Origin of the sequence: Saltatorellus ferox (assembly GCA_007751475.1) — a bacterium.
Taxonomy (GTDB): Bacteria; Planctomycetota; UBA1135; order UBA1135.
Map to the genome: position 1 here is coordinate 5,280,451 of CP036434.1, position 21,782 is coordinate 5,302,232.

At 68.1% G+C, this 21,782-nt stretch carries 20 protein-coding genes; 6 read left to right on the forward strand and 14 right to left on the reverse strand.

What is annotated here, in order from left to right:
• The first annotated feature begins 39 nt into the window (after window positions 1-39).
• Window positions 40-465, forward strand: a complete 426-nt coding sequence (locus Poly30_RS18860) for an AAA family ATPase (RefSeq protein ID WP_419190377.1) — start codon at window positions 40-42, stop codon at window positions 463-465.
• Window positions 466-611: 146 nt separating this feature from the next.
• Here Poly30_RS18860 and Poly30_RS18865 read toward each other — a convergent pair whose 3' ends face one another.
• The 4 genes from Poly30_RS18865 to Poly30_RS18880 all read right to left on the reverse strand — a co-directional run bounded on the left by Poly30_RS18865 (window position 612) and on the right by Poly30_RS18880 (window position 5,789).
• Window positions 612-3,272, reverse strand: coding sequence for a sigma-70 family RNA polymerase sigma factor (locus Poly30_RS18865; RefSeq protein WP_419190378.1), 2,661 nt, complete (start codon window positions 3,270-3,272; stop codon window positions 612-614).
• A gap of 147 nt (window positions 3,273-3,419) precedes the next feature.
• Window positions 3,420-3,872: a hypothetical protein gene (locus tag Poly30_RS18870; protein WP_145200771.1), complete on the reverse strand. Its 453-nt coding sequence runs from the start codon at window positions 3,870-3,872 to the stop codon at window positions 3,420-3,422.
• Window positions 3,869-4,477: an FMN-binding protein gene (locus Poly30_RS18875; RefSeq protein ID WP_145200774.1), complete on the reverse strand. Its 609-nt coding sequence runs from the start codon at window positions 4,475-4,477 to the stop codon at window positions 3,869-3,871. Before Poly30_RS18875 ends, Poly30_RS18870 begins: the two co-directional genes overlap by 4 nt.
• Window positions 4,467-5,789: a porin family protein gene (locus Poly30_RS18880; RefSeq protein WP_145200777.1), complete on the reverse strand. Its 1,323-nt coding sequence runs from the start codon at window positions 5,787-5,789 to the stop codon at window positions 4,467-4,469. The genes Poly30_RS18875 and Poly30_RS18880 overlap by 11 nt, the downstream gene beginning before the upstream one ends.
• 317 nt (window positions 5,790-6,106) lie before the next feature.
• On the opposite strand from Poly30_RS18880, the gene Poly30_RS18885 reads away from it, so the two are divergent.
• Complete coding sequence (locus Poly30_RS18885; protein WP_145200780.1) at window positions 6,107-7,384, forward strand: EAL domain-containing protein; 1,278 nt, start codon at window positions 6,107-6,109, stop codon at window positions 7,382-7,384.
• A 26-nt stretch (window positions 7,385-7,410) separates the two neighbouring features.
• On the opposite strand, the gene Poly30_RS18890 is transcribed toward Poly30_RS18885, so the two are convergent.
• On the reverse strand, window positions 7,411-8,958 hold the full coding sequence (locus tag Poly30_RS18890; protein WP_145200783.1) for a 3,4-dehydroadipyl-CoA semialdehyde dehydrogenase: 1,548 nt from the start codon (window positions 8,956-8,958) through the stop codon (window positions 7,411-7,413).
• A 137-nt stretch (window positions 8,959-9,095) separates the two neighbouring features.
• Between Poly30_RS18890 and Poly30_RS18895 the strand changes: the two genes are divergently transcribed.
• Genes Poly30_RS18895 through Poly30_RS28700 form a run of 3 tightly spaced genes read left to right on the forward strand, consistent with a single transcriptional unit; the run spans window position 9,096 to window position 11,079 of the window.
• The gene (locus Poly30_RS18895) at window positions 9,096-10,016 is read left to right on the forward strand and encodes an SDR family oxidoreductase (RefSeq protein WP_145200786.1); all 921 of its coding nucleotides are present in this window, start codon (window positions 9,096-9,098) and stop codon (window positions 10,014-10,016) included.
• Entirely contained in the window at window positions 10,013-10,927 is a 915-nt protein-coding gene (murQ, locus tag Poly30_RS18900) for an N-acetylmuramic acid 6-phosphate etherase (RefSeq protein WP_145200789.1), read from the forward strand. The genes Poly30_RS18895 and murQ overlap by 4 nt, the downstream gene beginning before the upstream one ends.
• Window positions 10,924-11,079, forward strand: a complete 156-nt coding sequence (locus Poly30_RS28700) for a hypothetical protein (RefSeq protein WP_419190379.1) — start codon at window positions 10,924-10,926, stop codon at window positions 11,077-11,079. Before murQ ends, Poly30_RS28700 begins: the two co-directional genes overlap by 4 nt.
• A gap of 36 nt (window positions 11,080-11,115) precedes the next feature.
• On the opposite strand, the gene Poly30_RS18905 is transcribed toward Poly30_RS28700, so the two are convergent.
• The 3 genes from Poly30_RS18905 to Poly30_RS18915 are packed head-to-tail and all read right to left on the reverse strand — an operon-like array spanning window position 11,116 to window position 13,612.
• Entirely contained in the window at window positions 11,116-12,159 is a 1,044-nt protein-coding gene (locus Poly30_RS18905) for an N-acetylmuramoyl-L-alanine amidase (protein WP_145200792.1), read from the reverse strand.
• A 34-nt stretch (window positions 12,160-12,193) separates the two neighbouring features.
• Window positions 12,194-13,273, reverse strand: coding sequence for an arsenosugar biosynthesis radical SAM (seleno)protein ArsS (gene arsS / locus Poly30_RS18910; RefSeq protein ID WP_419190380.1), 1,080 nt, complete (start codon window positions 13,271-13,273; stop codon window positions 12,194-12,196).
• Window positions 13,274-13,276: 3 nt separating this feature from the next.
• A complete protein-coding gene (locus Poly30_RS18915) occupies window positions 13,277-13,612 on the reverse strand; it encodes an arsenosugar biosynthesis-associated peroxidase-like protein (RefSeq protein WP_145200795.1) in 336 nt (111 codons plus the stop codon).
• Window positions 13,613-13,746: 134 nt separating this feature from the next.
• On the opposite strand from Poly30_RS18915, the gene Poly30_RS18920 reads away from it, so the two are divergent.
• A complete protein-coding gene (locus tag Poly30_RS18920; RefSeq protein WP_145200799.1) occupies window positions 13,747-15,303 on the forward strand; it encodes a YifB family Mg chelatase-like AAA ATPase in 1,557 nt (518 codons plus the stop codon).
• Here the strand turns inward: Poly30_RS18920 and Poly30_RS18925 are convergent.
• From Poly30_RS18925 to Poly30_RS18950, 6 genes are read right to left on the reverse strand one after another with little or no spacing between them, the layout of a single operon-like run.
• The gene (locus Poly30_RS18925; protein WP_145200802.1) at window positions 15,262-15,828 is read right to left on the reverse strand and encodes a GNAT family N-acetyltransferase; all 567 of its coding nucleotides are present in this window, start codon (window positions 15,826-15,828) and stop codon (window positions 15,262-15,264) included. The two genes, Poly30_RS18920 and Poly30_RS18925, sit on opposite strands and share 42 nt — an antisense overlap.
• Window positions 15,829-15,833: 5 nt before the next feature.
• A complete protein-coding gene (locus Poly30_RS18930; protein ID WP_145200806.1) occupies window positions 15,834-17,606 on the reverse strand; it encodes a histone deacetylase family protein in 1,773 nt (590 codons plus the stop codon).
• Window positions 17,606-18,607: a D-alanine--D-alanine ligase family protein gene (locus tag Poly30_RS18935; RefSeq protein ID WP_145200809.1), complete on the reverse strand. Its 1,002-nt coding sequence runs from the start codon at window positions 18,605-18,607 to the stop codon at window positions 17,606-17,608. Before Poly30_RS18935 ends, Poly30_RS18930 begins: the two co-directional genes overlap by 1 nt.
• Window positions 18,595-19,593, reverse strand: coding sequence for a D-alanine--D-alanine ligase family protein (locus Poly30_RS18940; RefSeq protein WP_145200812.1), 999 nt, complete (start codon window positions 19,591-19,593; stop codon window positions 18,595-18,597). Before Poly30_RS18940 ends, Poly30_RS18935 begins: the two co-directional genes overlap by 13 nt.
• Complete coding sequence (locus Poly30_RS18945) at window positions 19,590-20,102, reverse strand: YkgJ family cysteine cluster protein (RefSeq protein WP_145200815.1); 513 nt, start codon at window positions 20,100-20,102, stop codon at window positions 19,590-19,592. The genes Poly30_RS18940 and Poly30_RS18945 overlap by 4 nt, the downstream gene beginning before the upstream one ends.
• Entirely contained in the window at window positions 20,099-21,400 is a 1,302-nt protein-coding gene (locus Poly30_RS18950) for a KamA family radical SAM protein (protein ID WP_419190381.1), read from the reverse strand. Before Poly30_RS18950 ends, Poly30_RS18945 begins: the two co-directional genes overlap by 4 nt.
• Window positions 21,401-21,782: the final 382 nt, after the last annotated feature.

Consider the following 21,782-nt stretch of genomic DNA (forward strand, 5'->3'; position numbering starts at 1 on the left):
CCAGGTGCACCAAGAGCCAGAGGGTCCGGAGGTCGGGCGATGTCGCGGTATGCAGCAGCACGCCGGAGAGCCCCCTCGGACCGAAGAGGAGCGCCAGTGTTAGCCCGGTGCGGAGGCGCGCCTCCCGGCTACATCGGCTACGACGGGAGCGGTGCGCTCAGGGAAGCGGTGCGCCGCAAGCCGCACAGCATCATCCCCATGGACAAGATCGAGGAGGCTCACCCCGATGTTTTGAACATCCTGCTCCAGGTCCTCGATGATGGCCGCCTGACCGATGGCCAGGGCTGCACCATGGACTTCACGCAGGCCCTCGTCCTCATGACGAGCAACCTGCGCGGAGAGGAAGCCGTGAGGAGCTTCTTCCGAGCGGATTTGATCCACCGACTCGGCGAGGTCCTGACCTTCAAGGCGCTCGGCCGCGAGCAAATCGGCACGATCTTCAAGGTCCAGAACGTCCTCGTTTGATGCCATTGGGGTTTGGCGCAACGCCGCGAGCGCGGATCCTGGCGGTGCTCGAGGAGTCGCATTCTGTGGCGTAGACTCCTGGGCGATCCTGCGCGGCCGTGGTCCTCAGAACGGGGGCCGCGGCCGCGCTCGTTCTTGACGAAGGCCTATGGACGAAGAACGAGCGTCACCTGGCCGTCACCTCCCTCCGCGAAGTCGGGCAAGGTCACATGACCGGTCACGGCGTCGTCTTCGGTCTGGCCCAGTCGCCAGGCTTTACAGGTGAAATCGCCCGGGCCCAGTGGCGCTACGACAGCAACTCCACGAAAGACGGGTCGCCGGACCGTGACGGAGCCGCTGGAGAGGCTCACGAAACCGGCCTCCACGGGCTCACCAGCCTCGTCGATGAGTCCGATGGTCAGCTTGCCAGCGCTCGATGTTTCGCCCCCGAAGCGCAGGTCGACGTTGTCGGTCAAGGTGACGACCCGGGAATCCAGCACCCTCCAGGTCTCGTCCAGCCATTCCACGCGGATCGGCACGTCGGAACGCAGGCCTGCAACCTCGAGGGCGCCGTCCTCGGTCTTCAGGACGAGTCCTCCCATGGGGCCGCTCTTCACGTACGTCGGAACCACTCGATGGAGTAGCTGCCAGCCCAAGGGAATCCAGTAGTCCAGACCCCTTTCTCCGAATCGCTCCGTGACGGCCTCCGACCAGTGGAAGAGCGGCTCGGACGCACTCGCGACTCGCACGCACGCCTCCCCTTGGAGGAGAGGGTGCTGAACGACCACGCGAAGGCGCGGGCGTGCTTCCACCACGATCTCCAGCTCAGGAAGCTCCTCCCCACCGAAGGGATGACTCGCGAGTGGTGTCCACTCGGCGCCCCCATGCCAGTACGTCACGATGGCATCCTCCTGAATCGCGCTGAGCGTGACGCGGCCTTCCTCATCTGTTTGCACGTAGCCGAGCTTGTTCTGCATCAACGCGCCGGGAACCGGGCGTAGCTCGGCGCCCACACGCTCCATCAATCGCAGCGGGAGAGGTCGCGGCCTCGTCAAGCGGATTTCGAGGGTGTCGTTCGATTCGTCAGGTTCAGGAAGGTCCACCTCGTGGCTGATGGGCCAGTCCGCTTCGGGCGCACCCTCCGGCCGGATGATGAGCGTGAGCGAATTCCCCTGGTTCTCTCGCCAGTCTGGCATGAGGTCGCCATATCGATCGCTCGTTGGCTGTCGGAGCTCGAAAAGACCATCGGCATTGCGAACGAGCCTGCGACCCAGTGCGCCAGCGAATCCTCTGGGGAAGCGAACGACTTGAACTTCACCTCGAACGAGCTCACCTGTGTCGTCCCACATGATCCGAACTGGCCGCGTGGGTAGCCGCTCCAGGTCCACAACGCAGATCGGCCCAAGGCGCGCGAGACGCTCCTCCGCTGCCACCGCCACCGTAAAGCCGGCTTCGATCACCTCTGCGGGTCCGGTGACCGAACGTGCACGAAAGTGATCGGGTAGCTCCACCCGGATGTGCTGCTCCGGGAAGATGGCGGCGACTTCCAGCCCCTCGGCTGCGTCCAGGGTGACGACGCGCTCGCCTGGCGCAAGAGTCGAGGCACGGAATGCGTGACGAGCCGATTCCATGAAGGCAAGCATTCCCGGGGGCGACATCGGCATCTCGATCTTCAACGGGAGCGGCGTCGACAATGGCACGCCGTCCTCGAAGAATCGCAGACGGACCGCAGGGGCAGGACGAAGGACGATGGTCGTCGGGCCGCGATCTGCGCCTGCCGGCCGAACAGGAACGAGGACCTCCGTGCCAAGGAAGCCGTCCGCTCGCGCGATGACGAATCCTGGGCCCACGTCAGGTCTCTCCGCACGGCCAAGCCCATCGAAATCGAGTGGGGAAGACTGGCCGTGCTGGTCGACCCATAGCCCATGGCCACCGGCGACCGGAGCACCCGATGGATCGGACAGCTGGAACAACGCCAGGCGAGCATCCGTGTCGGCTCCTGATGCAGGCTCCACGACTTCGAGCGGGGCAACGCGCTCCTCGCGCCTCCATCCCTCGCCTGTCACCGAGGAGAGCGCGACCTCGGCCATCACCTCCGCGTGGGGCGCGACGGGCGGAAGAGAGGGCAGTTCGCTCAACCGCCAGGCCCAGAGCGATGCCCCGACCGCTCCGACGAGAACGGCCACCAGGATGGACTTCAGCATGATGAGAAACACCGGCAGGACTACGGGGATGTGAGCAGCCGCGGCTACTGGACGCGAAGGCGCCCCCCATGAGTGCAGCCCCGCAAGCGCAGGCAGCCAGTCGTTCCAGCTCTCGTCTTCGGCCTGAAGATCGCTGCGTAGCCGCTGGAGCGCGCGGCGCAAGCGCTGACGGACGGTCGCCGGGTCCAGTCCCTGCTGGCGCGCGATCTCGACGGCTGAACGCCCCTCCAGGAAGCGCCCGATGATGAGCGCACGATCGTCGTGCTCCAGCCTGCGGATCGCCTCGTTCAGGCGGCCGTGCATGGCGAGTCGTTCTTCCGCGGCGTCCGCCTCGGCCACGGGTTCTCGAACGTCCCGCTGCGCGACGCGCGCCCGCTTGGCCCGGTCGCTGCGTTGCTCCAGCAGCACACGTGAAGCTCGCCGGCGAACCACCGTTCGGAACCAGGCGCGCAGCTTCGCTCCACCCAGCGCGGGCCGCTGAACCAGAGCCATCGAGATGGCGTCTTGGGTCAGATCCGCGGCCGAAGCGTCATCTCGCACCAGTGCGCGCGCCAGGCTCTTCACCCATGCGTACTCTTGCTCGATCCAGGCCTCGAGGTGATCTGGTTCTCTGGAAGGGCTCATCGGTGGACCCAGTGTCATGCCATCCGGCGATCGTGACAGAGATTCCTGACAATCGGCCACCTCTACGCGTCCCTCGGGCATCGATACCAGGACTCGGGGGCATGGGCCGGCCGTAGAGCATGCCGAGGCCGATCCACCGGGCAGCTCCTACGGTCTTGCAGGTGATGGTCTGCGCAGGGCGATGTGGACGCCGTAGCCGAAGAACCAGACGAAGCCGGTCACCAGATGCACCCATAGCCACAGGGTCCGGAGGTCGGGTGACGTCGCGGTCTGCAGCAGCACGCCCGAGAACACCATCGGAGCGAAGAGCAGCGCCAGCGTCAGCCCGGTGCGCCGGCGTGCCCAGGGCTTCCAGAGGCGCGGCGCGACGTGGGCCTGCCAGATGATCCCCACGGCGAAGATCGACGCGGGCGCGGCCAGGAGATGGAGCGTCCGCGTGATCGGCTCCCAGGGATGGACGCCGGTCCATTCCAAGAGGAGTTCAGGGTCGAGCGGCTCCGGGCCTGCGTCCCAGAGGTGACGCTGCCAGGCCCAGAGGAGGCCCGTGCCTCCGATCGCCAGCGTCGCGAGGTGGAGGAAGCGCCGGACGCCTGGCTTCAACGGCCCGCCTCCTCCGGAGGGTTCTCGGGCTTTTCGGGTTTCCGACCGACCTTCTCCCCCAGCACCTCGTGCAGCCCCAGCACGCGGCGCGCGGCCTCGGCCACCGCGCGACAGGTCAGCGTCGCCCCGGTCGTCCCGTCGAGCCCACGTCCGAGCTGGAGCTCCTTCCCCTGGCGCCGCCCTTTCAGCGAAGCGTAGAACGAGTCCTGCGCCACGTACTCGGGCGGCTCCTGGAACGCGATCGTCACGCTGCTCTGGAGGCTCCCGTCGGGCGCCACCACCAGCATGAGCGTCTCGCGCTTCGTCCGGACCTTGTGGCTGTCGAAGAACGCGGTTCCGAGAACGACTCCGTCCTTCTTCGCCACGTAAGCGAACGTGGTCTTGCGCGGGTAGTCCGACTGGCCGCCGAGCTTGCCGACTCGTTCGCGCTGCTTCGGCGTGAGCACGCACGTGACGCGCTCGATCTCGGCCCCTGGGAAGGCCCCTTCCAGGGCTTCGTCGATCGCGGAGGGCTTCTTGTCGTCGCCCATGGCCGCGAACGAGAGGAGCCACCCGAGGACGAACACAGCCGCGCAGGCCTTTCGAGAGAATGTCTTAGAATGCATAGCCAATCAGGAATCGAGCCACATCGTTCGACTCATCGATGAAGGTGTAGTCGGCCTTTAGAACCACCTGGTTCAGGGGGCGGTAGTTGAGACCCACGGTCGTGAGGCTGGTGACGATCCCGCCGCCCGGCGCGGTGCCCGGCGCGAGCGTTTTCTGGGTATCGATGTCCTCGTAGCGCACGAAGAGATCGAGGGTCTCCTCCCCGGGCGCGGTTCCGAGGGACAGCAGGTCGAAGCCCGCTTCGACATACCAGCCCTGCATCTCCTCGGCGAGCGACTCGCCGGTTCGCGCGTTGAACGCTCCGGTCCCGGTGACGTCGCTCATGGCGAACAGTCCGCGGAGGAACCAGGGCCCTTCGTTCCACTCCCCGTGGAGGTCCACGATCGTCGTGTTCAGCGACTCCGGCGTGTTCACGCCCGCGTCGCCGGTGTAGGCGGAAAGGCCCAGGACCAGCCCCGGGACATCGACGTAGTCGAGGCGCGCCGCGAGAGCGATGCTCTCGATGGAGGCTCGGTTGCCCTTCTGCCGCCCGCCGCGCAGGCCGTTCTCGTCGAACTCCTCGCCGTTGAGACCGTTGAGCGCGTAGGCGGTCCAGGCGAACGGTCCGACCTGTCCGTAGCCACCGACCCCGGTGGCGCGCCAGGTCGAAGGGATGATCCGCGTCTCCGTCTCCGGCCGCGCCGAGGGCAAGAACGTGGTCGGCTCATGCCGCTCGTTGATGAAGCCGAGGGGCACGAGCAAGACACCGCCCCGCAGCGCCACGTCGTCCGTCAGGAGGTGATCCAGGTAGGCGAACTCGATCGACACGGAGCCACGGCTGTCGGTCGTCGCCGAGCTCGCGTCCGTCGATCCGTGCTCGATCTCGATCTCGGAGTTGAAGATCCAGCGATCGCTGAAGCGGCTGCCGAGGTACATCACCCACCGGAGCGCATCGAAGCTGTCCCTGTCGCTCTCGTCGATGACCTCGCCGAGAAACTCGCCGTAGCCTCCGATCGAGATCCCGTCGCGGGAGTAGACCGCCGCGGCGCGGGGCGCGAGCGTCCTTTGGGCCAGGCGCTCCCAGATCGCCCGGGTGCGATCGTCGCCCGCGACCTCGGTCGCGACGCTGCCGACGACCTCCCCCACGGCGAGGGCGTCCATCGCGGCCTCCAGCTCGGTCTCGAGCCGCGAGCGGTCCTCCTCCAGCCCGCGGATGCGTTGTTCCAGGAAGTCGAGGCGGTCGTCCACGTCGCCACCGGGGGACGCCGTCGACCCCTCCTGGGGCATGGAAGCGAGGGCGACAGGAAGGGTCAGGATCAAGAGCAGAGACATACAGGAGGGGAAGTCGGTCCGGCTGGGGAAAGGCAAGGCAGGCCCGAAATCGGCCTGGGCGCGCAGAGTTCATCGTCCAAGGCCCTGCCCCGCAAGGATAATGAGACTCAATCTCATAGACTTTGCGACTCATTCTCAATCCCTTCACATCAACCGCCGCCGTGGACCATGTGGGGCAAACCCCACTCTCCGGACCGAATCCCTCAGGCGGCGATCCACGCACACCCGAAGAACCCTGGTGGCGACGCGGCCTCTCCGGATCGCGTCGGCTCGCGCCATTTCGCTCGTTCGCCACTCCCCACGCCAGGTTGTCCGCCGTGAGCCAAGACACGACCCGCCTCCTCCCGCTCCAGGACTGGATCCAGTACTGGACCACCTCCGCCGAAGCCCAGAGCAGGCCCCCACAGGGCGTCTTCTGCATTGAGATCAAGGATCGCTCGCCCGCTGGCGGCGTCCTGGGCCCCGGCGTGGTCGCCCATATCTGGGACCACCTGTCGGACCAGGACGACGAGCCGATCCTGCTCGGAAAGATCGACGACACACAGGTCGTGGTCGTGGCAGAGGCACCCAATCGTTGGGCTTCTCTCGCAGCGAGGGTCGTCGAGTGCGCCGTCACCCGGGGCGTGCTCCCCCATGATGTGGGGGTCGGCATCGGGCACGCGGAGATCGGGCCCGAGGGCGTGGAGCTGGCGCGCGCGGTCGAACTGGCCGCGGCGGCGGCTCTCCAGGCCTGTGACCAGGGAATCGGGTTCAAGCGACGCGGTCCGGCCGACGAGCGCGCGGACGCCCGCTCCCATGCCATCGACAGAAACCTCAAGGCCGCTCTGCAGCCTCGCCCGGACGGCGCGTCCAGCGACACCGGGGGACTCCGCCTCCTTTACCAGCCGAAGGTCGACGCCCAGTCCGAAGCGATCGTGAGCGTCGAGGCTCTCCTGCGCTTCGAATGCCCCAGCTACGGCGCGATCCCGACGGGCGAACTCATCGCGCGGGCCGAGGCCAATGGCCTGGGCGAGGCGCTCGATCGCTGGGTCCTCGGCCGCGTCATCCATACGCTGGATGAGTTCGACGCCCGCTGGCTCCCGGGCCTTCCGATCTCGATGAACCTCGGCGCGCGGACCGCGCTCCGCCCCGGTTTCGTGGAGGCCGTCGAGGCCGCGCTCGCGGCGGCCAGGGTCGACCCCGGCCTGCTGGAGATCGAGCTACGTGAGGACGAGATGCTCGCGAACCTGGAGGCCGGCAGCCGGGTCATCTCCGACCTCACCTCCCTCGGTGTCTCCGTCGCGCTGGACGGCTTCGGGCGCAACCGCACGACGCTCTCCGACCTTCGCCGACTGCGCGTCGCGACGCTGAAACTCGACCGCAGTATCGTGGCCGAAATGATGTCGGACGAGAACGTCCAGATGCTGGCGCACGGGATGCTGCACCTCGCACGCGTCATGCAGATGGAGACCGTGGCCGTGGGAATCGAGACGAAGGAGCAGCACGAACACCTGCGCCAGGCCGGCTGCGCCACGCTCCAGGGCTACCTCTTCCACAAGCCCATGGAAAGGGACGCGATCATCGATCACGTCCTATCCAGTGAGGCCTTCGTGTGATTTCGAAGCGACGTGCGGCTCGGCTGCTACTCGCCTTCGGTCTCCGGCCCGAACGTGCCGTCGACGAAGCTCTTGAAGCCCTGGATCGCCGTCCGCTGGGTGTAGAAATCGAGGCCGCGCAGCGCGCCGAGTTCCTCTCCGCCGCCCGCGCGGCCGGGACCGCCGTGGACGAGGTTCGGCAGCACCATACCCGGCGGCAGCGCCTGCTCGGCCATCCGGTCGGACCCGACCCAGATGCGCCCGTGGAAGGGCGCGACGCCAAGGACGAACTCCTCGGACCAGTTCGCGTCGTTCGAGTACACGCTGACGACGAGACCGCCGTCGCCGCGGTTCACGAGCTCGATCGCGCGGGTCGCCGTTCCGTCGTAGGGCACGATCGTCGCGACCGGGCCGAAAACCTCCAGCTCGTGCAGGATGTTCGCATCCGCATCACGGGCGACGAGCAGCGTCGCGCTCACGAACGCACCGTCGCGCGGTGACTCGGCTCCACCGTGCACGACGTCGGCGATCTCGGAGAGGCGCTGGATGCCTGCGACGACGTCGGCGTGCTGACCCGAGTGAGCCACGGGACCGAGGCGCGTCGTCTTCTCCGTTGGCTCCCCGAGCGGGTAGCGACCCAGCTCGGCGATCAGGTCCGTCTTGACCTCTTCGACGCGGTCCGCGGGCACGAAGATCCGGCGCACCGCCGTGCACTTCTGGCCCGCCTTCTGACACATGTCGAGGCCGACGTTGCCGATGAACAGTCCGTAGGCCTCGGCGTCCGTCGCCACGTCCGGCGCGAGCACGGCCGCGTTGATCGAGTCCGCCTCGATGTTCACGCGCACGTTGTGGCGCACGAGGTTCGCGTCACCGCGGATCTTCGCGCCCGTGGCGGCGGATCCGGTGAAGGCCACGCAGTCCTGTCCGTTCAGGTGGCTCAGGAGATCGCCGGCGCTGCCGCAGAGGAACTGGAACGCACCCTCGGGGACGAGCCCCGACTCGACCACCACCTGCGCCACGCGCCACGCGATGAGCGCCGTCGCGCCGCCGGGCTTCTCGATCACGGGCACGCCCGCGAGGAGCGCGCACGCGGCCTTCTCCATCATGCCCCAGGCGGGGAAATTGAACGCGTTGATGTGCACCGCGACGCCGCGGCGCGGGACGCGAATGTGCTGGCCCCAGAAGCGGGCGGTGCGTCCGAGCTGCTGGCCGTCGCCGTCCGCCAGGAATGGCCGGTCGCCGAGGCGCTTCCCGAACGAGGCGTAGGCGGCCAGCGTGCCGGTCGCGCCGTCGATGTCGAACTTGGCGTCGCCGCGGGTGTTGCCACCGTTGCGCGACCCCATCTCGATCAGCTCCTCCCGGATCTCGTGAATGGCCGCCGAGAGGCCCTTGAGCATCGTCGCGCGCTCCGTGAACGTCATCTTCCGGAGGGCTGGCCCCCCCACCTCACGCGCGTGGCGGACCGCCGCGCCGAGATCGAGACCCTCGGTGCTGCACCGGGCGACGATCTCTCCGTTGACGGCGTTCTCGAGGGCCGTGCCCTCTCCCTGTCCGGCCTGCCACTGGCCACTGAGATAGCTGGAAAGCGTTTGCATGATGGTTCGCGAGGTCGTGGGCGGTCCCGCTGGCCATGGAAGCGTTCCTGGCCAGGTCCCGAAGGTCGCGCCTCTGGAGCGCGCATTGGCGGAAGACGATAGCCGATCCGGGTCCCCCCGTGCGCTAACCTCTCCCCATGAACGTACCAGCGGACACGGACGGCACCGATTCCGGCGGCCCGGAGCACCCCTCTGCCAGCGAGACGGCTGGCCACTTCCTGCCCGCGGGGACCTTCGCGGGCAAGCGCGTCGTCGTCACGGGTGGCGGCACGGGCCTCGGCCTCGAGATGTCCCGCGGCTTCGCGGCCCTGGGAGCCCACGTCATCATCCCGTCGCGAACCGAGGCCAACCAGGCGGCGTTTCTGGAGGAAGCGCAGGCACGGGGCTGGCAGGCGAGCGGAGCCCAGGTCGACGTGCGCGAGCCGGACTCGGTCCGACGCCTCGCCGACTCGATCCTGGAGGAGCACGGGCCCGTCGACGTCCTCGTCAACAACGCGGCCGGCAACTTCGTCTGCCCGGCCGAGCGCATGAGCTCGAACGCATGGCGCGCCGTCCTCGGGATCGTGCTCGACGGCACGTTCTATTGCTCCAAGGAATTCGGCAAGCACATGATGGCGGACGGCCGCGGCGGCTCGATCATCAACATCATCGCGACCTACGCGTGGACGGGCATGCCCGGGGTCGTGCACTCGGCGAGCGCCAAGGCGGGCGTGCACGCCATGGGCAAGACGCTCGCGGCGGAGTGGGCGCGCTACGGCATTCGCGTGAACGCGATCGCGCCGGGCCCCTTCGAGTCGGGCGGCGCCAACAAGAACCTCTGGCCGAACGAGGCGGTGCAGGAGCGAATCCGCGCGTCGGTGCCGCTCAAGCGCTTCGCCACGCGCGAAGAGGTCGCGGCGCAGGCGCTGTGGCTCGCTTCCGACGCAGGGCAATACGTGACGGGCGCGACGATCACGATCGACGGAGGCATGAGCCTCGGCGCGGGCATGATGTGGGAGCCAGGCGAGCGCGTCGGCAGGCCGAAGACCGGCAGGTCGAGCGAAGGGGGTGCATCGTGAATCGCCAGCCATCCGAGGACCGCGGGCACCTCGTCACCGAGAGCGCCAACCCGCGCGCGGACGCGCTCGAGTCCATGAGCGCGCTGGAAGCCGTCGATCTCTTCCGGCGCGAGGACGCCGCCGTGCTCCAGGCGCTGGAGGGCGCGCGCGAGGACCTTGCGCGCATGATCGAGATCGCGACGGAGAAGCTCGGGAGCGGCGGACGACTCGTCTACGTCGGCGCGGGTACGAGCGGCCGGCTCGGGGTGCTGGACGCGTCGGAGTGCCCGCCGACCTTCGGCGTGGCGCCCGACATGGTTCAGGCGATCATCGCGGGCGGCGAGCGCGCGGTGCGGCATCCGGCCGAGGGAGCCGAGGACGACGCGGACCAGGGCGGGCGCGACGTGGACGCGCTGGAAATCGGCGAGCACGACTTCGTGGTCGGCATCGCCGCCGGTGGCACGACGCCATTCGTCCACGGGGCGCTGCAGCGCGCGCGCGAGCGCGGCGCCGCCACGGGATTCTTGACCTGCGTGCCGAGGAGCCAGGTCTCGGACGACTACGACGTCTCCGCGCGGCTGCTGGTCGGCCCCGAGGTTCTCGCCGGATCCTCACGCCTGAAGGCTGGCACCGTCACGAAGCTGGCGCTGAACACGCTCACGACCGTGACGATGTCGCGGCTCGGCAAGACCCACCGCGGGCGGATGGTCGACGTGGATACCCACACGAACGCCAAGCTCGTGGATCGCGGCGTGCGGCTCATCGCGGAGTTCGCCGAGGTCGATCGGGAGCGCGCGCTGGAGCTTCTGCGGGCAGCCGAAGGCCACGTCAAGACAGCCATTGCCATGGAATGGCTCAAGACCGATCCGGAGGCCGCGCGGCGGCGCTTGAAGGAGGTCGGCGGAGTACTGGCCCGGATCGAGAAGCCATGACCTTTCATCCACTCATCCTTGGCGGCCTCGGGCTGGCCCTCATCATGTTCTTCACGTGGGCCCTCGAGCTGCACCGGACCCAGCGCGAGATCCTCGCCGAACTGAAGAGAGTGCGGGAGGAGCTGGAGCTTCAGAATCGGCGTCCGCGCTGACGCTCCAGCATGCGGACGCCCGCCGTCGCGCTGCGATCACATCGCGGTGAGGCGCGCGCGCACTCGCGCCAGGAATCGCTTCCAGTCGAAGGCCGGGCCCGGATCGATCTTCCGGGTCGACACGTGGTAGTGGCCGAGGATACCGCCGAATTCCAGCTCGGCGGCCTCGTCCATTCGCACCGTCAGCACGCGACCTTCCGCGTCGCGGGGAGCGTCCGGCTGGATATTGGGGAAGTGGTGACAGAGCGCGGCCGCGAGCTTCACGAGGGAGTCGTACTGCTCCGGCGTGTAGTCGTACTGCTGGAGAGCCCCGCCCTGGATTCGGCCGAGCACCTTCTCGTCGCGAGCGGGCCGACCCTCGAAGCCTGGCGTCAGGACGCCCAGCTCCCCCGGCGGCTTGGGAAGCGTGAGGCGCGTACCGTCTTCCGTCTCTTCGTACCAGCGCGCGAGCGTCGCGTCGCCCTTCTCGTCGATCGGGTAGGCGCCGATCTGGGCGATCTCCACCCCCACCGAGCGGAAGTTCGTCTGGCTCGCGTGCCACGCGGTGTCCCGAAGGTCGAGGGTCTGATAGATCGTCCCATCCACGTCGATCATGAACTGGACGGAGAGTCCGCGACGGTCGTGCAGGACCTTGAAGCAGGTCTCGCTGACGCCGCAGACGTCGTAGTGAACGACGAAGAGATCGAGGGCTCGCTTGAGGTCTTCCAGAGTCCCGTGAACGGGCTCCACGAGCACCTCTCCGGTCTGACGGTTGGTGCGCCCGGGCTGGTAGCGCAGCTCGCCGCTCGCCGGTCGATCGACCCCCACCGGCGGACGCTCGAAGTGGAGGTCCGTCTCGTACGCGCTGTAGCCGAGCGGATCCGTCCAGAGCACGACGGGCGCGCCGACGAAGAGCTTCTGGCCGCAGGCCACGATCGACTGGTTGATCGCCTTCGGAATGATCTCAGGCGCCATTTCCTCGGGGCCGGAGCTGCACGCCGCCGCGAAGGCGAGGGCGGCAGCGGCCAGGGCCTGAATCGTGCGCGGAAGGAACGCGCCGGAAGGGATCGCGGGAGAGGCGGTATTTTGGGCAAGGGTCATAGCCCGAGAGGATACCCGCCGAGGGGAGGCCGCGCTAAGTGGTCGCGCCTCCACAGCTGGACCCCGCCCCCGCCGTGCACCCGAAACAGTGCCTGCCCACCACGATCTCCCGATCCCCGAGGCTCTCCAGGGCGAAATCCTGGATGTGCCGGGGCGCGCGGGCGTCGACCTCGAGGTCCAGCATCTGGTTGAAGTCGCAGTCGAAGAGCCGTCCGTCCCAGCCGACCGAGAGCGTTCCGCGGCACATGACCCCCGGGACCGACGCCGGGTTGAAGGCGTCGACCAGCTTCTGGAGGTAGGCCTCGGTCCTTCCGCCAGCCTCCAGCCACTCGAGATAGCGGCTGATCGGCATGTTCGTGATCGCGTACAGCGCGTCGAAGTCGACGCCGTGGAGCCGCTTCATCTCACGCTTCCACTCGCCCTCCAGGGACGCCTGACCGGCGGGCAGGAACGAGCCGACCGGGTTCGTCACCAGCACCAGACGCAGCTCGGGATCGCGCCCGTAGCCAGCCGCGTTCAGGCGCTGCAGCGCCTCGATCGACGCATCGAAGACGCCGTCCCCGCGCTGGCGATCCGTGTTCTGCCCGCGGTAGTGCGGCAGCGAGGCTACGACCTCGACCTGGTGCTCCGCCAGGAAGTCGACGAGATGCGCGTAGGGCTTCGTCAGGAGGATCGACAGGTTGCAGCGATCCATCACGTGACGCCCGAGCGCACGCGCTCCGCGCACGAGGTACTCGAACTGCGAAGACATCTCCGGCGCACCGCCCGTGATATCCACCGTGGGGATCTCCGTCTTCGCGAGCGCGGCGAGGCACAGGTCCGCGATCTCGCGGGACATGTCCTCCTTGCGATCCGGGCCGGCGTCCACGTGGCAGTGCACGCAGGTCTGGTTGCATTTGCGCCCCAGGTTGAGCTGGAGCACATCGATGCCGCTCGCGCGCAGGGGCGCTCCCATCGCGCCAGCCGCCCGCACCGGGAAGTCGGCGTCCACGAGGTCGAGCGCGTCGAGCACGCGGATCTGGTGGGCCGGGGAGGCGAGGGGTGACCTCGTCCGCTGGAGCGTGGGCCGGATCTTGAGAGTCGGACCGCCGTCCGTACCGGAAGCTGAATTCACCGCTTACATCCCCACATCGTCGGCCACCTTGCGCATCTGAACACCGTGCACGAGCGCGGCGCCTCCCTTGATCGCGGCGGCCACATGAACGGCCTCCGTCAGCTGATCGACGTCGCAGCCCTTCTCCAGCGAGTCCTTGGTGTAGGCGTCGATGCAGTAGGGGCACTGGACGGCGTGGGCCACGCCGAGGGCGATGAGGCTCTTCTCGCGGGCGGTCAGCGCGCCGTCGGCGAAGACGGCGCCGTACCAGTCGAAGAACTTCTTGCCGAGTTCCGGGGCGTGCTCGGCGATCTTCGGGAAGCGGGCGAGGTCTTTCGGGTCGTAGTAGGTGTCTGTCATGGTGGTTGAGCTGCAGTTTGCCCGTTTGGCTCTTCGGAGCAAGCGAAAGGCCGTGACAGCCAAAAGGACCCGCGACAACGTGTGCTGGCCGGGAATCGGTGAAACCGGGACGGATCCAGTGCGGTCTCCCGGGCATGAAGACCATTCGCGTGCACGGAGCCTCCGTGGAAGGGACCGGCGCCCTCATCGTGACGATCGAGGCGCGCTATACCACCTCCAAGGACGATGGAGCGACGGAGATCCAGCTGACCGGATTGCCGGACTCGGTCCTGCGGGAGAGCCGGGGGCGGCTGCTCTGCATCCTGGGATCCACCAACTTGCGGCTGGGCCCGGGCAGGCTGTACCTCAACCTCACGCCCGCCGCGCGCAGGAAGTCCGGGGAGGCGCTCGACCTCGCGCTCGTGCTCGCCGCGGCGACGGCCGGGGGCCACCTCTCTCCGAAGCACGTGGAGGGGACGGTGTTCATCGGCGAGGTGGGTATCGACGGGCGGCTCCACGCGATCCCGGGCGGCCTCGCGGCGGCGGTGGCCGCGCGTCGGCTCGGGATCAAGCGGCTCGTCGCGCCGCCGGAGACCGCCGCGGAGGCGGCAGCCATCGACGACATCGAGGCGTTCGCCGCTGGATCGATCCGGGAGGTCCTCGAGATCCTGACCACCGATCCACTCATGGAAGGCGGTCCGAAGCGCGTCGAGCCTACCCCGTTCGACCCGCGCCAGGCGCGCGATCCGTCGGCGCTCGACGAGGTGCGCGGCCAGGAGGAAGGCAAGCTCGCCCTCCAGATCGCCGCGGCGGGCGGACACGGGCTGCTGCTCGTGGGGCCGCCGGGTGCGGGCAAGTCGATGCTCGCGCGGCGTCTCATCGACCTGCTGCCGCCGATGACCCTGGAGGAGCGGATCGACGTCACGACGATCCTGTCGGCCACGGGCCGCTGGCCGCGCGGACTCGCGAGCCGCCGCCCGTTCCGGGCTCCGCACCACACGACGAGCTTCGCGGGACTGGTGGGCGGCGGCAGCCCGATCGCGCCCGGCGAGATCACGCTCGCCCACCACGGCGTGCTCTTCCTCGACGAGCTCCCGGAGTTCGGGCGAGAAACGCTCGAGGGCCTGCGTCAGCCGCTGGAGGAAGGCAAGGTTCACATCGCGCGGGCCGCGCGCAGGACCACGCTTCCCGCGCGCTTCCAGCTCGTCGCCGCGATGAACCCGTGCCCTTGCGGCTACCACGGGCACCCGCGCATCCCATGCCACTGCGCGCCCGCAACCGTTCGTCGCTACCAGCAGAGGATCTCAGGTCCGCTCCTGGATCGCATCGACCTGCGCGTCAACCTCCAGCCCGCACCCGTCGAGGTGCTGGTGGGAACGGGCGGCCCGCCTGTACCCACGGCGTCCGGCGGCGCAGGAGCGGAACTCGGGCGCGCCGCCAGCCTCGCGCGGAGAAGAGCGATCCAGCGCAAGGGTCGAGCTGGCTGCCTGAACGCCTCGCTCGGCGCCGAAGAACTCGACCGGGTCGCTCCGCTGGCTCGCGAGGCACGGGACCTGCTCCAGCGCGCCGCAGAGTCCCAGGCGCTCTCCGCGCGAGCCATCCAGTCCATTCGACGGGTCGCCAGAACGGTGATGGATCTGGAGGATCCGGGGACGGCAGAGATCACGCCATCAGCGGTCGCGATGGCGCTCGGGCTCAGGGGCGGACTCTGAATGCCACCCTGACTCTGGACCCGAGAGCGCCTTGACGAACACCACCTTCGCGTCTCCCTTCCCGTAGAAGTCCGGAAGCCTCGCCGCCTCCGTGTACCCGCACGCCAGGTAGAAGGCCCGCGTGGGGACGTAGAGGTCGCGGGACGAGGTTTCGACCCAGATGCGCGCGCCTCCCAGGCCGTCGATCTCGGCTTCGGTCGCGGCCAGCAGGCTGCGGCCGATGCCGCTTCCGCGTTCGCTCTCGTGGACCGCGATCCAGTAGAGGTCGTAGCTGCCCACGGTCGCGGGGACCTCGCCGAAGCACGTGTAGCCCCGCGCTCCCTCCTTGCCGTCCGCGAAGAGAAAGTGGTAGCCGCTGGCGAGTCCCTTCGCGAGCCGCTCCTCCACTAGCTCGACGGCCACCTCGATCTCCGCCGGGCTGAAGAAGCCGCTCGAGGTGACCACGTCCCGCACGGCGACGATGTCGGCGGGTGCTGGCTCGCTTCGGTATCCGGAAGGGACCGACGTTTCGACGCTGCGGGGCATCCGAGTCATCGCGACCCCGCGGGTCTCGCCGTGGCCGCCGCATGGAGGCCGCTGAAGAACGCGCGTGCGTTCGCCGGGAGCGAGGTCGTCCGGTAGCCGCCCTCCTGGACCACGAGGATGGGCCAGCCGGTGGCGCCGAGGGCGAGTCCGATCGCCTCGAAGTCCGCCGGCGCGAGCGTCCACGTGCCCGTGGGATCGCCCTTGCCCGTATCGAAGCCCATGGACAGGACGAGAAAACGCGGCGCGAACTCCTGGATTCGCGCGAGCGCCTTCTTGACCGCCTTCAGGTAGCGCGGACCGTCGACCACCTCGGGCAGCGGAAGGTTCAGGTTGAAGCCCGTGCCGGTGCTCTCCCCCACCTCGTCTTCGAAGCCCGTGAAGAACGGGTAGGCGAAGCTCGGGTGGCCGTGGATCGACACGGTGAGCACGTCCGGACGCGAGTAGAAGATGTCCTGCTGGCCGTTGCCGTGGTGGTAGTCGAGGTCCAGCATCGCGACGCGACCGAAGCCCGAGAGGTAGTGCGCGGCCACGGCGCCGTTGCAGAAGTAGCAGAAGCCGCCGAAGGTGCTACGCTCGGCGTGGTGGCCCGGAGGGCGCACGAGGGAGTAGGCGAGTCGCGCATCGGAGAGGATCGCATCGGCCGCGGTCAGCGTGCAGTTCACCGCGCCGCGCGCGGCCAGGAACGCGTTCTGGTTCAGCGGGGTGAAGGTGTCGATGCAGTAGTAGCCCGCCGCATAGCCGAGGTCCTTCGGCGGCCTCGTGTTGTTGCGGACGGGGAAGACGTACGGATAGATGGACTTGCCAGGCTCGACGCTCGCGCAGGCCTTCTCCAGGTAGTTCACGAGCCGATCGTCGTGGACCGCACGGATGTGGGACATCGGGTAGTCGCGCGCCGGGATCCTCCAGAAGTGATCGGGCGTCGCGTCCAGCCCCTTCAGGATCGAACGAACGCGGATCGGCGACTCGACGTAGCCACGCTCGCGAACGTGGTGGATGTCGTGCTTCTCGTTCACGACCAGGACGATGCGGTCCTCCGCGGAGACTTCGGGAGCCTTCGCGGCCGAGACGGACGCTGCCCGGGCTGGCTTCGTGTAGCGCGGCTCGCGGATTCTGACCGGATCGTCCGTGACGCTGTCCACCACGCCCTGGATGTACTCCGGCGTGCAAAGGTGCTCGTACTTGCGCTCGAGGATCGCGCGGACGATGTCGCGGAAACGATCGCGGCGCAGCGGCTCTCCCGAGTCGAGATCGTCCCAGACGAGATGCGGGAGGTCCTTGTCGCCGGGGGAGATCGGCGTCTCGTAGCCGGTCCCCACGATCGGGCGAGCGCCGTAGCGCTCGTAGAACTTGAGGCGCGCGGCGTTCTCCCTCGCGCTCGCGGGGTCCTCGCAGTCCGCGGGGTCGTCGGGCAGGCACTCCATGAAGAGTCCCGCCGAGGGCTTCTCGCTCGCCATCTTGCGCGCGTGGGTGTAGAGCGCACCCCCGATGCCGCTGCCCTTCAGCGCGCGGCCCGTCGCAACGAAGTCGAGGATCCAGAAGTCGAGATCCGGCGCGTAGGACATGAGCGCGAAACCCTTGAGGTTGCCGCGCAGATCGTCCGCGACGAGCAGGAACGTCGAGAGCTTGTGCGCGAGCGGATTCGCGATCTTGTCGGGCAGCCCGTCGATCTCATGGGCGGGAAGCCCCGTGAAGCGCATCCGCAGGATTGCCTGGACCTCGGCGATCTCCTCCTGGTTCGTGGGAAGAGTGACGTCGGTGATATGACGAATACGGAACATCAGGTGGGTCCGGGAAGAGAGACGCTATCGCGGAGAATGCAGTCGATCGCCTGGCTGAGCGACATATCGCTCTCCTGGAGCGCGGCGGCGAAGCCTGCATCCGGCGAGAGGCAGGGATTGGCGTTGACCTCCAGGATCCAGGGCTCGCCGTTCTCGTCCACGCGAAAGTCGACGCGGGCCCAGCCCGAGAGCTGCATCACGGACCACGCCTGGAGCGCCAGCTCGCGCAGCCGCGCGAGGAGCTTCCTGTCCGCAGGACCGAAGTCGAAGCTTCGCGGGGTGTGCTGGTACTCGAAGCTCTCGGGGTCCCATTTCGCCCGATAGCCGACGACTTTCGGTTTCGCGTCGTCGTAGCCTTCGAACAGGATCTCGGCGGGTGCGAGCACGACGGGCTTCCCGGGCTCCATCGCGATCACGCTGAGGTTGAACTCTCGCCCGTCGATGAATCGCTCCACGAAACCCTCCCCGCCCAGCTGGGTGAGGCGAGCGTTCAGGGCCACTTCGAGGTCGAGCCCATCCTCTGCTTCGACCACGGAATCCTCGTCGAGCCCGATCGAAGCGTGCTCCCACACGGACTTGACGATGAAGCGGCCCGGGGTGAACTCAGGGGCTTGCTCGTCCCAGCCGGACTCGTACCAGTCCGGCGTCGGGAGCCCTGCTGCGCTGAGCATGCGCTTCGCCACCAGTTTGCTCGACGACATGAACATCGAAGCGGCGGAAGCACCGGTGAAGGGGCGACCTAGCGCTTCCAGCAGCGTGGGCACGAGATGGATCAGGCGCCCCCGGCCTGCAAAGGACTCGGCCAGATTGAAGACGATGTCCCCGGGCGACGCGGCAAGCGCCGCGCACACGCCCGGAAGGTCCGCGGACAGACCCAGGCGTGAGAACGTGTGGCCCAGCTTCTTCAAACCGGCCTCGACCGTCACGACCTGCTCCATGACGTCGAGCTGATCCGCGCCGGCTCCTGCGGCGGGCTCGTCGAACACGATCAGGACGTGCATCGTTCTGGCTCCAGCACGATGCGTCGAGCCGCCGACTCGAGGACGGCACCGACGAGTTCCACGAAGGAGATCCCTGCCTGCGTGGCCAGGATCGGCAGATCCGAGTGCTCGGGGTGCATGCCAGGAAGAGGGTTCACCTCGATCACGTGCAGGGTCCCCTTCCCGTCCGCGCGCAGGTCCACGCGCCCGCCGTCCCGGGCACCGATCGCGCGCCAGGCATCGAGCGCCACCCGGCAAGCCTCCTGGGCAAGCGAGTCGCTCTTGAGCACGTAGTCCACGTGGGTTTCGCAGTCCTCTTTGTTGGCGTACGTGTAGATCCCGGGCTCCGCGCTGGCGCGCAGACAAACCTCGAGCGCGCCTATCGCGCGCGCCTCGCGGTCCGTCCCGAGGATCCCGACCGTGAACTCGCGACCCGACAGGTAGGGCTCCACGAGGACCGGCTGGTGGAAACGCTCGAGCAGGTCCCCCACGATCGTCGCCAGCTCCTCGGCGTTCGAAGCGCGGGAGGTCAGCCCGACGCCTTTGCTGGACCCCTCGGCCACGGGCTTGGCGAACACGGGGTAGGGCATGGTCACCTGCTCCAGCTCGGTCAGCTCCGAGATCAGCGCGAAGTCCGTGGTGGCGATGCCGGAGTCGCGCAGCACGCGCTTGGTCGTCGCCTTGTGGAGCGTGACGGCGCTGACGAGCGAGTCCGAGAACGTCACCGGGATCTCGTAGGCCTCCAGCAGCGCAGGCACGAGCGCCTCGCGGCCGTAGCCGAACCGCCCCTCGGCGATGTTGAACACGAGGTCCCAGCGATCTCCGCTCGCGAGTCGCTGGACGAGGCTCTTCGCGTGTCCGATGCGATCCACGACGTGTCCATGGGCGCGCAGGGCTGCGTCGAGGCGATCGATGGTCTCGATCCGGTCGAACTCCGCCACCTGATACTCGGTGAGGCCCTCGGCGCGGTGGTCGTCCCGGAGATCGTAGGTAAGGCCGATGTTCATCGGGTGGCGAGCTCTTCCCTGAGCTCGGCGTAGAGCTGTTTCCGCCATGACTCGGCCCTGGCACGCGACATACCGAGCACCGTCGACATGTTCGTTCCCACCGGCGCCAGCACGGACGTCGGGCAATATTCCGGGTCCTCTCCGTCGATCCCGTCCTCGTTGAACGAGAAGGGATAGATGCGGCAGACGATCGGACGAACGTCCTCGGGGAGGCGGCAGCCGGCCTCGCCGAGAAAGACGCAGTCGCCCGTCTCGGTCTTCTTGAGCACGCGCCGAAGGCCCCCTGGACGGACGGTCGCTTCCGCCCAGATCGGATCGTCGTCGTCCCTGCCCAGGTACTCGGGATCCAGGGGGCGACGGGATTCATGGAACGTCACTCCGGGCGCGTGCTCGCCGATGCGACGCACGTCCCCGAGCGTGACGAAGATCTCGGTCGACTGACAACACGTGCGCTGCATCTTCGCGCAGCGCGCGCAAGGATGCAGGTGGCTGGCTCCCTCGTCGCTCATGACGCTGGCCGCAGCGGGGCCGCGCCGGTCACGACCGGATCGGGATAGCGATACTCGAGCCCCTCGTAGTTCCGCAGCACGACGTCGTCGCCGTCGCGGCCCACGAAGTAGTTCGGCGAAACGGGGATCTTGCCACCTCCGCCAGGGGCATCGATGACGAACGTGGGAACGGCGTAGCCCGTGGTGTGGCCGCGCAGCGCCTCGATGATCTTGAGCCCCTTCTCGATGGGCGTCCTGAAGTGCGCCGACCCTGGGATCGGGTCGCACTGGTAGATGTAGTACGGCCGAACGCGGATGCGCAGGAGCCTGTGCATCAGGCTCTTCATCGTCTCGACGCTGTCGTTGACGTCGCGGTTCAGAACGACCTGCGCGCCGAGCGGCACGCCGGAGTCAGCGAGTCGCCCGCAGGCCTCGGAGACCTCGGGCGTGACCTCGTCGGGGTGCATGAAGTGCACGCTGACCCAGGCCATGTGCTTGCGCAGGATGGCGCAGAGTTCCGGCGTCACGCGCTGCGGCAGTACGCTCGGCACCTTGGAGCCCACTCGCACGAACTCCACGTGGGGAATCGCGCGCAGGCTGCCGAGCAACCAGTCGAGGCGCTCGTCGCTCATCGTGAGCGGATCGCCGCCCGAGATGAGCACGTCGCGGATCTCCGGATGGGCGGCGATGTACTGAAGAGCGCGCTCGTACTGGGCCTTGTTGAAGTGGTACTCCCCCGTCTTGCCCACGAGGCGCGAGCGGGTGCAGTAGCGGCAGTAGGTGGCGCAGAAGCTCGTCACGAGGAAGAGCACGCGGTCGGGGTAGCGGTGCACGAGGCCCTCGACGGCCATGTGTCCGTCCTCGCCGAGGGGGTCGGCTTCTTCGCCGCGCGTGACCGTCAGCTCGTCGAGCATCGGCAGCATCGTCTTGCGAAGGCCCCGGCCAGCGGGCTGGTCGTAAAGGAGCGACGCGTAGTAGGGCGTGATGCCGACGGGGAGGCGATCGCCGAGCTGGATGACGGCCTCGCGCTCGCTCGCGGAGAGCTCGAAGGCACGCTCCAGACTGGCCAGGTCGCGCACGCGGTGCTGGAGCTGCCACTTCCAGTCGTTCCACTGGGCGTCCGTGGCCTCGGGCGCGTAGTGCGCCCGGAAGGCGCGGGCGCGCGGAGAGATCTCGTGGGAAAGGGGAGCGGCGGGTCCGTCCGACCCTGGCTGCAGCTCCGGCTCGAGTACCAGCTCGATGTGGTGAGCGCCCTTTTCGGGGACATCGAGGAAGCCGCGCCTGGATGCGAGCGAGCCGCCGGTGCGCCTGACCGGCAAGGGGTCTTCCGAGGATTCCCCGGGGCTACCAGAAGGGTCACGTTGGGTCGTGTCCCGGCGGTGTCGCGGCACGGATTGCCGCGAGGACGAGTTCTTCATGCGAATCACTCTTGCGTCCGAATGGCGGGGCCCGACCAGCCGTCGAGGCCTCAAGGAGGCTCGAACTTCGCGGCTGCCAGAGGATCCCGTTCGTGGCGCGGCGGGACTCTAGGACCGGCCATCTCCACCGCAACTTCGATCTCCCGAATCCGGCCGAGAATCTTTCGCGAGAGGGTATTCCCGAATCGGGAGCGAGGTCGTCCACGGGGGGCCTTGCGGCATCGCTCCCAGTTGGTAGCCTACGCATTAGCTCCCGGCACATTGCCTGGAAACTTTCCTGACT

Excerpts from the sequence above, each read along its gene's own strand:
- Poly30_RS18925 (WP_145200802.1), bottom strand. The coding sequence starts at position 15,828 with ATGCCCCGCAGCGTCGAAACGTCGGTCCCTTCCGGATACCGAAGCGAG.
- Poly30_RS18915 (WP_145200795.1), bottom strand. The coding sequence starts at position 13,612 with ATGACAGACACCTACTACGACCCGAAAGACCTCGCCCGCTTCCCGAAG.
- Poly30_RS18935 (WP_145200809.1), bottom strand. The coding sequence starts at position 18,607 with ATGCACGTCCTGATCGTGTTCGACGAGCCCGCCGCAGGAGCCGGCGCG.
- Poly30_RS28700 (WP_419190379.1), top strand. The coding sequence starts at position 10,924 with ATGACCTTTCATCCACTCATCCTTGGCGGCCTCGGGCTGGCCCTCATC.
- Poly30_RS18920 (WP_145200799.1), top strand. The coding sequence starts at position 13,747 with ATGAAGACCATTCGCGTGCACGGAGCCTCCGTGGAAGGGACCGGCGCC.
- Poly30_RS18880 (WP_145200777.1), bottom strand. The coding sequence starts at position 5,789 with ATGTCTCTGCTCTTGATCCTGACCCTTCCTGTCGCCCTCGCTTCCATG.
- Poly30_RS18890 (WP_145200783.1), bottom strand. The coding sequence starts at position 8,958 with ATGCAAACGCTTTCCAGCTATCTCAGTGGCCAGTGGCAGGCCGGACAG.
- Poly30_RS18860 (WP_419190377.1), top strand. The coding sequence starts at position 40 with ATGTCGCGGTATGCAGCAGCACGCCGGAGAGCCCCCTCGGACCGAAGA.
- Poly30_RS18940 (WP_145200812.1), bottom strand. The coding sequence starts at position 19,593 with ATGAACATCGGCCTTACCTACGATCTCCGGGACGACCACCGCGCCGAG.
- Poly30_RS18945 (WP_145200815.1), bottom strand. The coding sequence starts at position 20,102 with ATGAGCGACGAGGGAGCCAGCCACCTGCATCCTTGCGCGCGCTGCGCG.
- Poly30_RS18905 (WP_145200792.1), bottom strand. The coding sequence starts at position 12,159 with ATGACCCTTGCCCAAAATACCGCCTCTCCCGCGATCCCTTCCGGCGCG.
- Poly30_RS18875 (WP_145200774.1), bottom strand. The coding sequence starts at position 4,477 with ATGCATTCTAAGACATTCTCTCGAAAGGCCTGCGCGGCTGTGTTCGTC.
- Poly30_RS18865 (WP_419190378.1), bottom strand. The coding sequence starts at position 3,272 with ATGAGCCCTTCCAGAGAACCAGATCACCTCGAGGCCTGGATCGAGCAA.
- Poly30_RS18895 (WP_145200786.1), top strand. The coding sequence starts at position 9,096 with ATGAACGTACCAGCGGACACGGACGGCACCGATTCCGGCGGCCCGGAG.
- Poly30_RS18930 (WP_145200806.1), bottom strand. The coding sequence starts at position 17,606 with ATGTTCCGTATTCGTCATATCACCGACGTCACTCTTCCCACGAACCAG.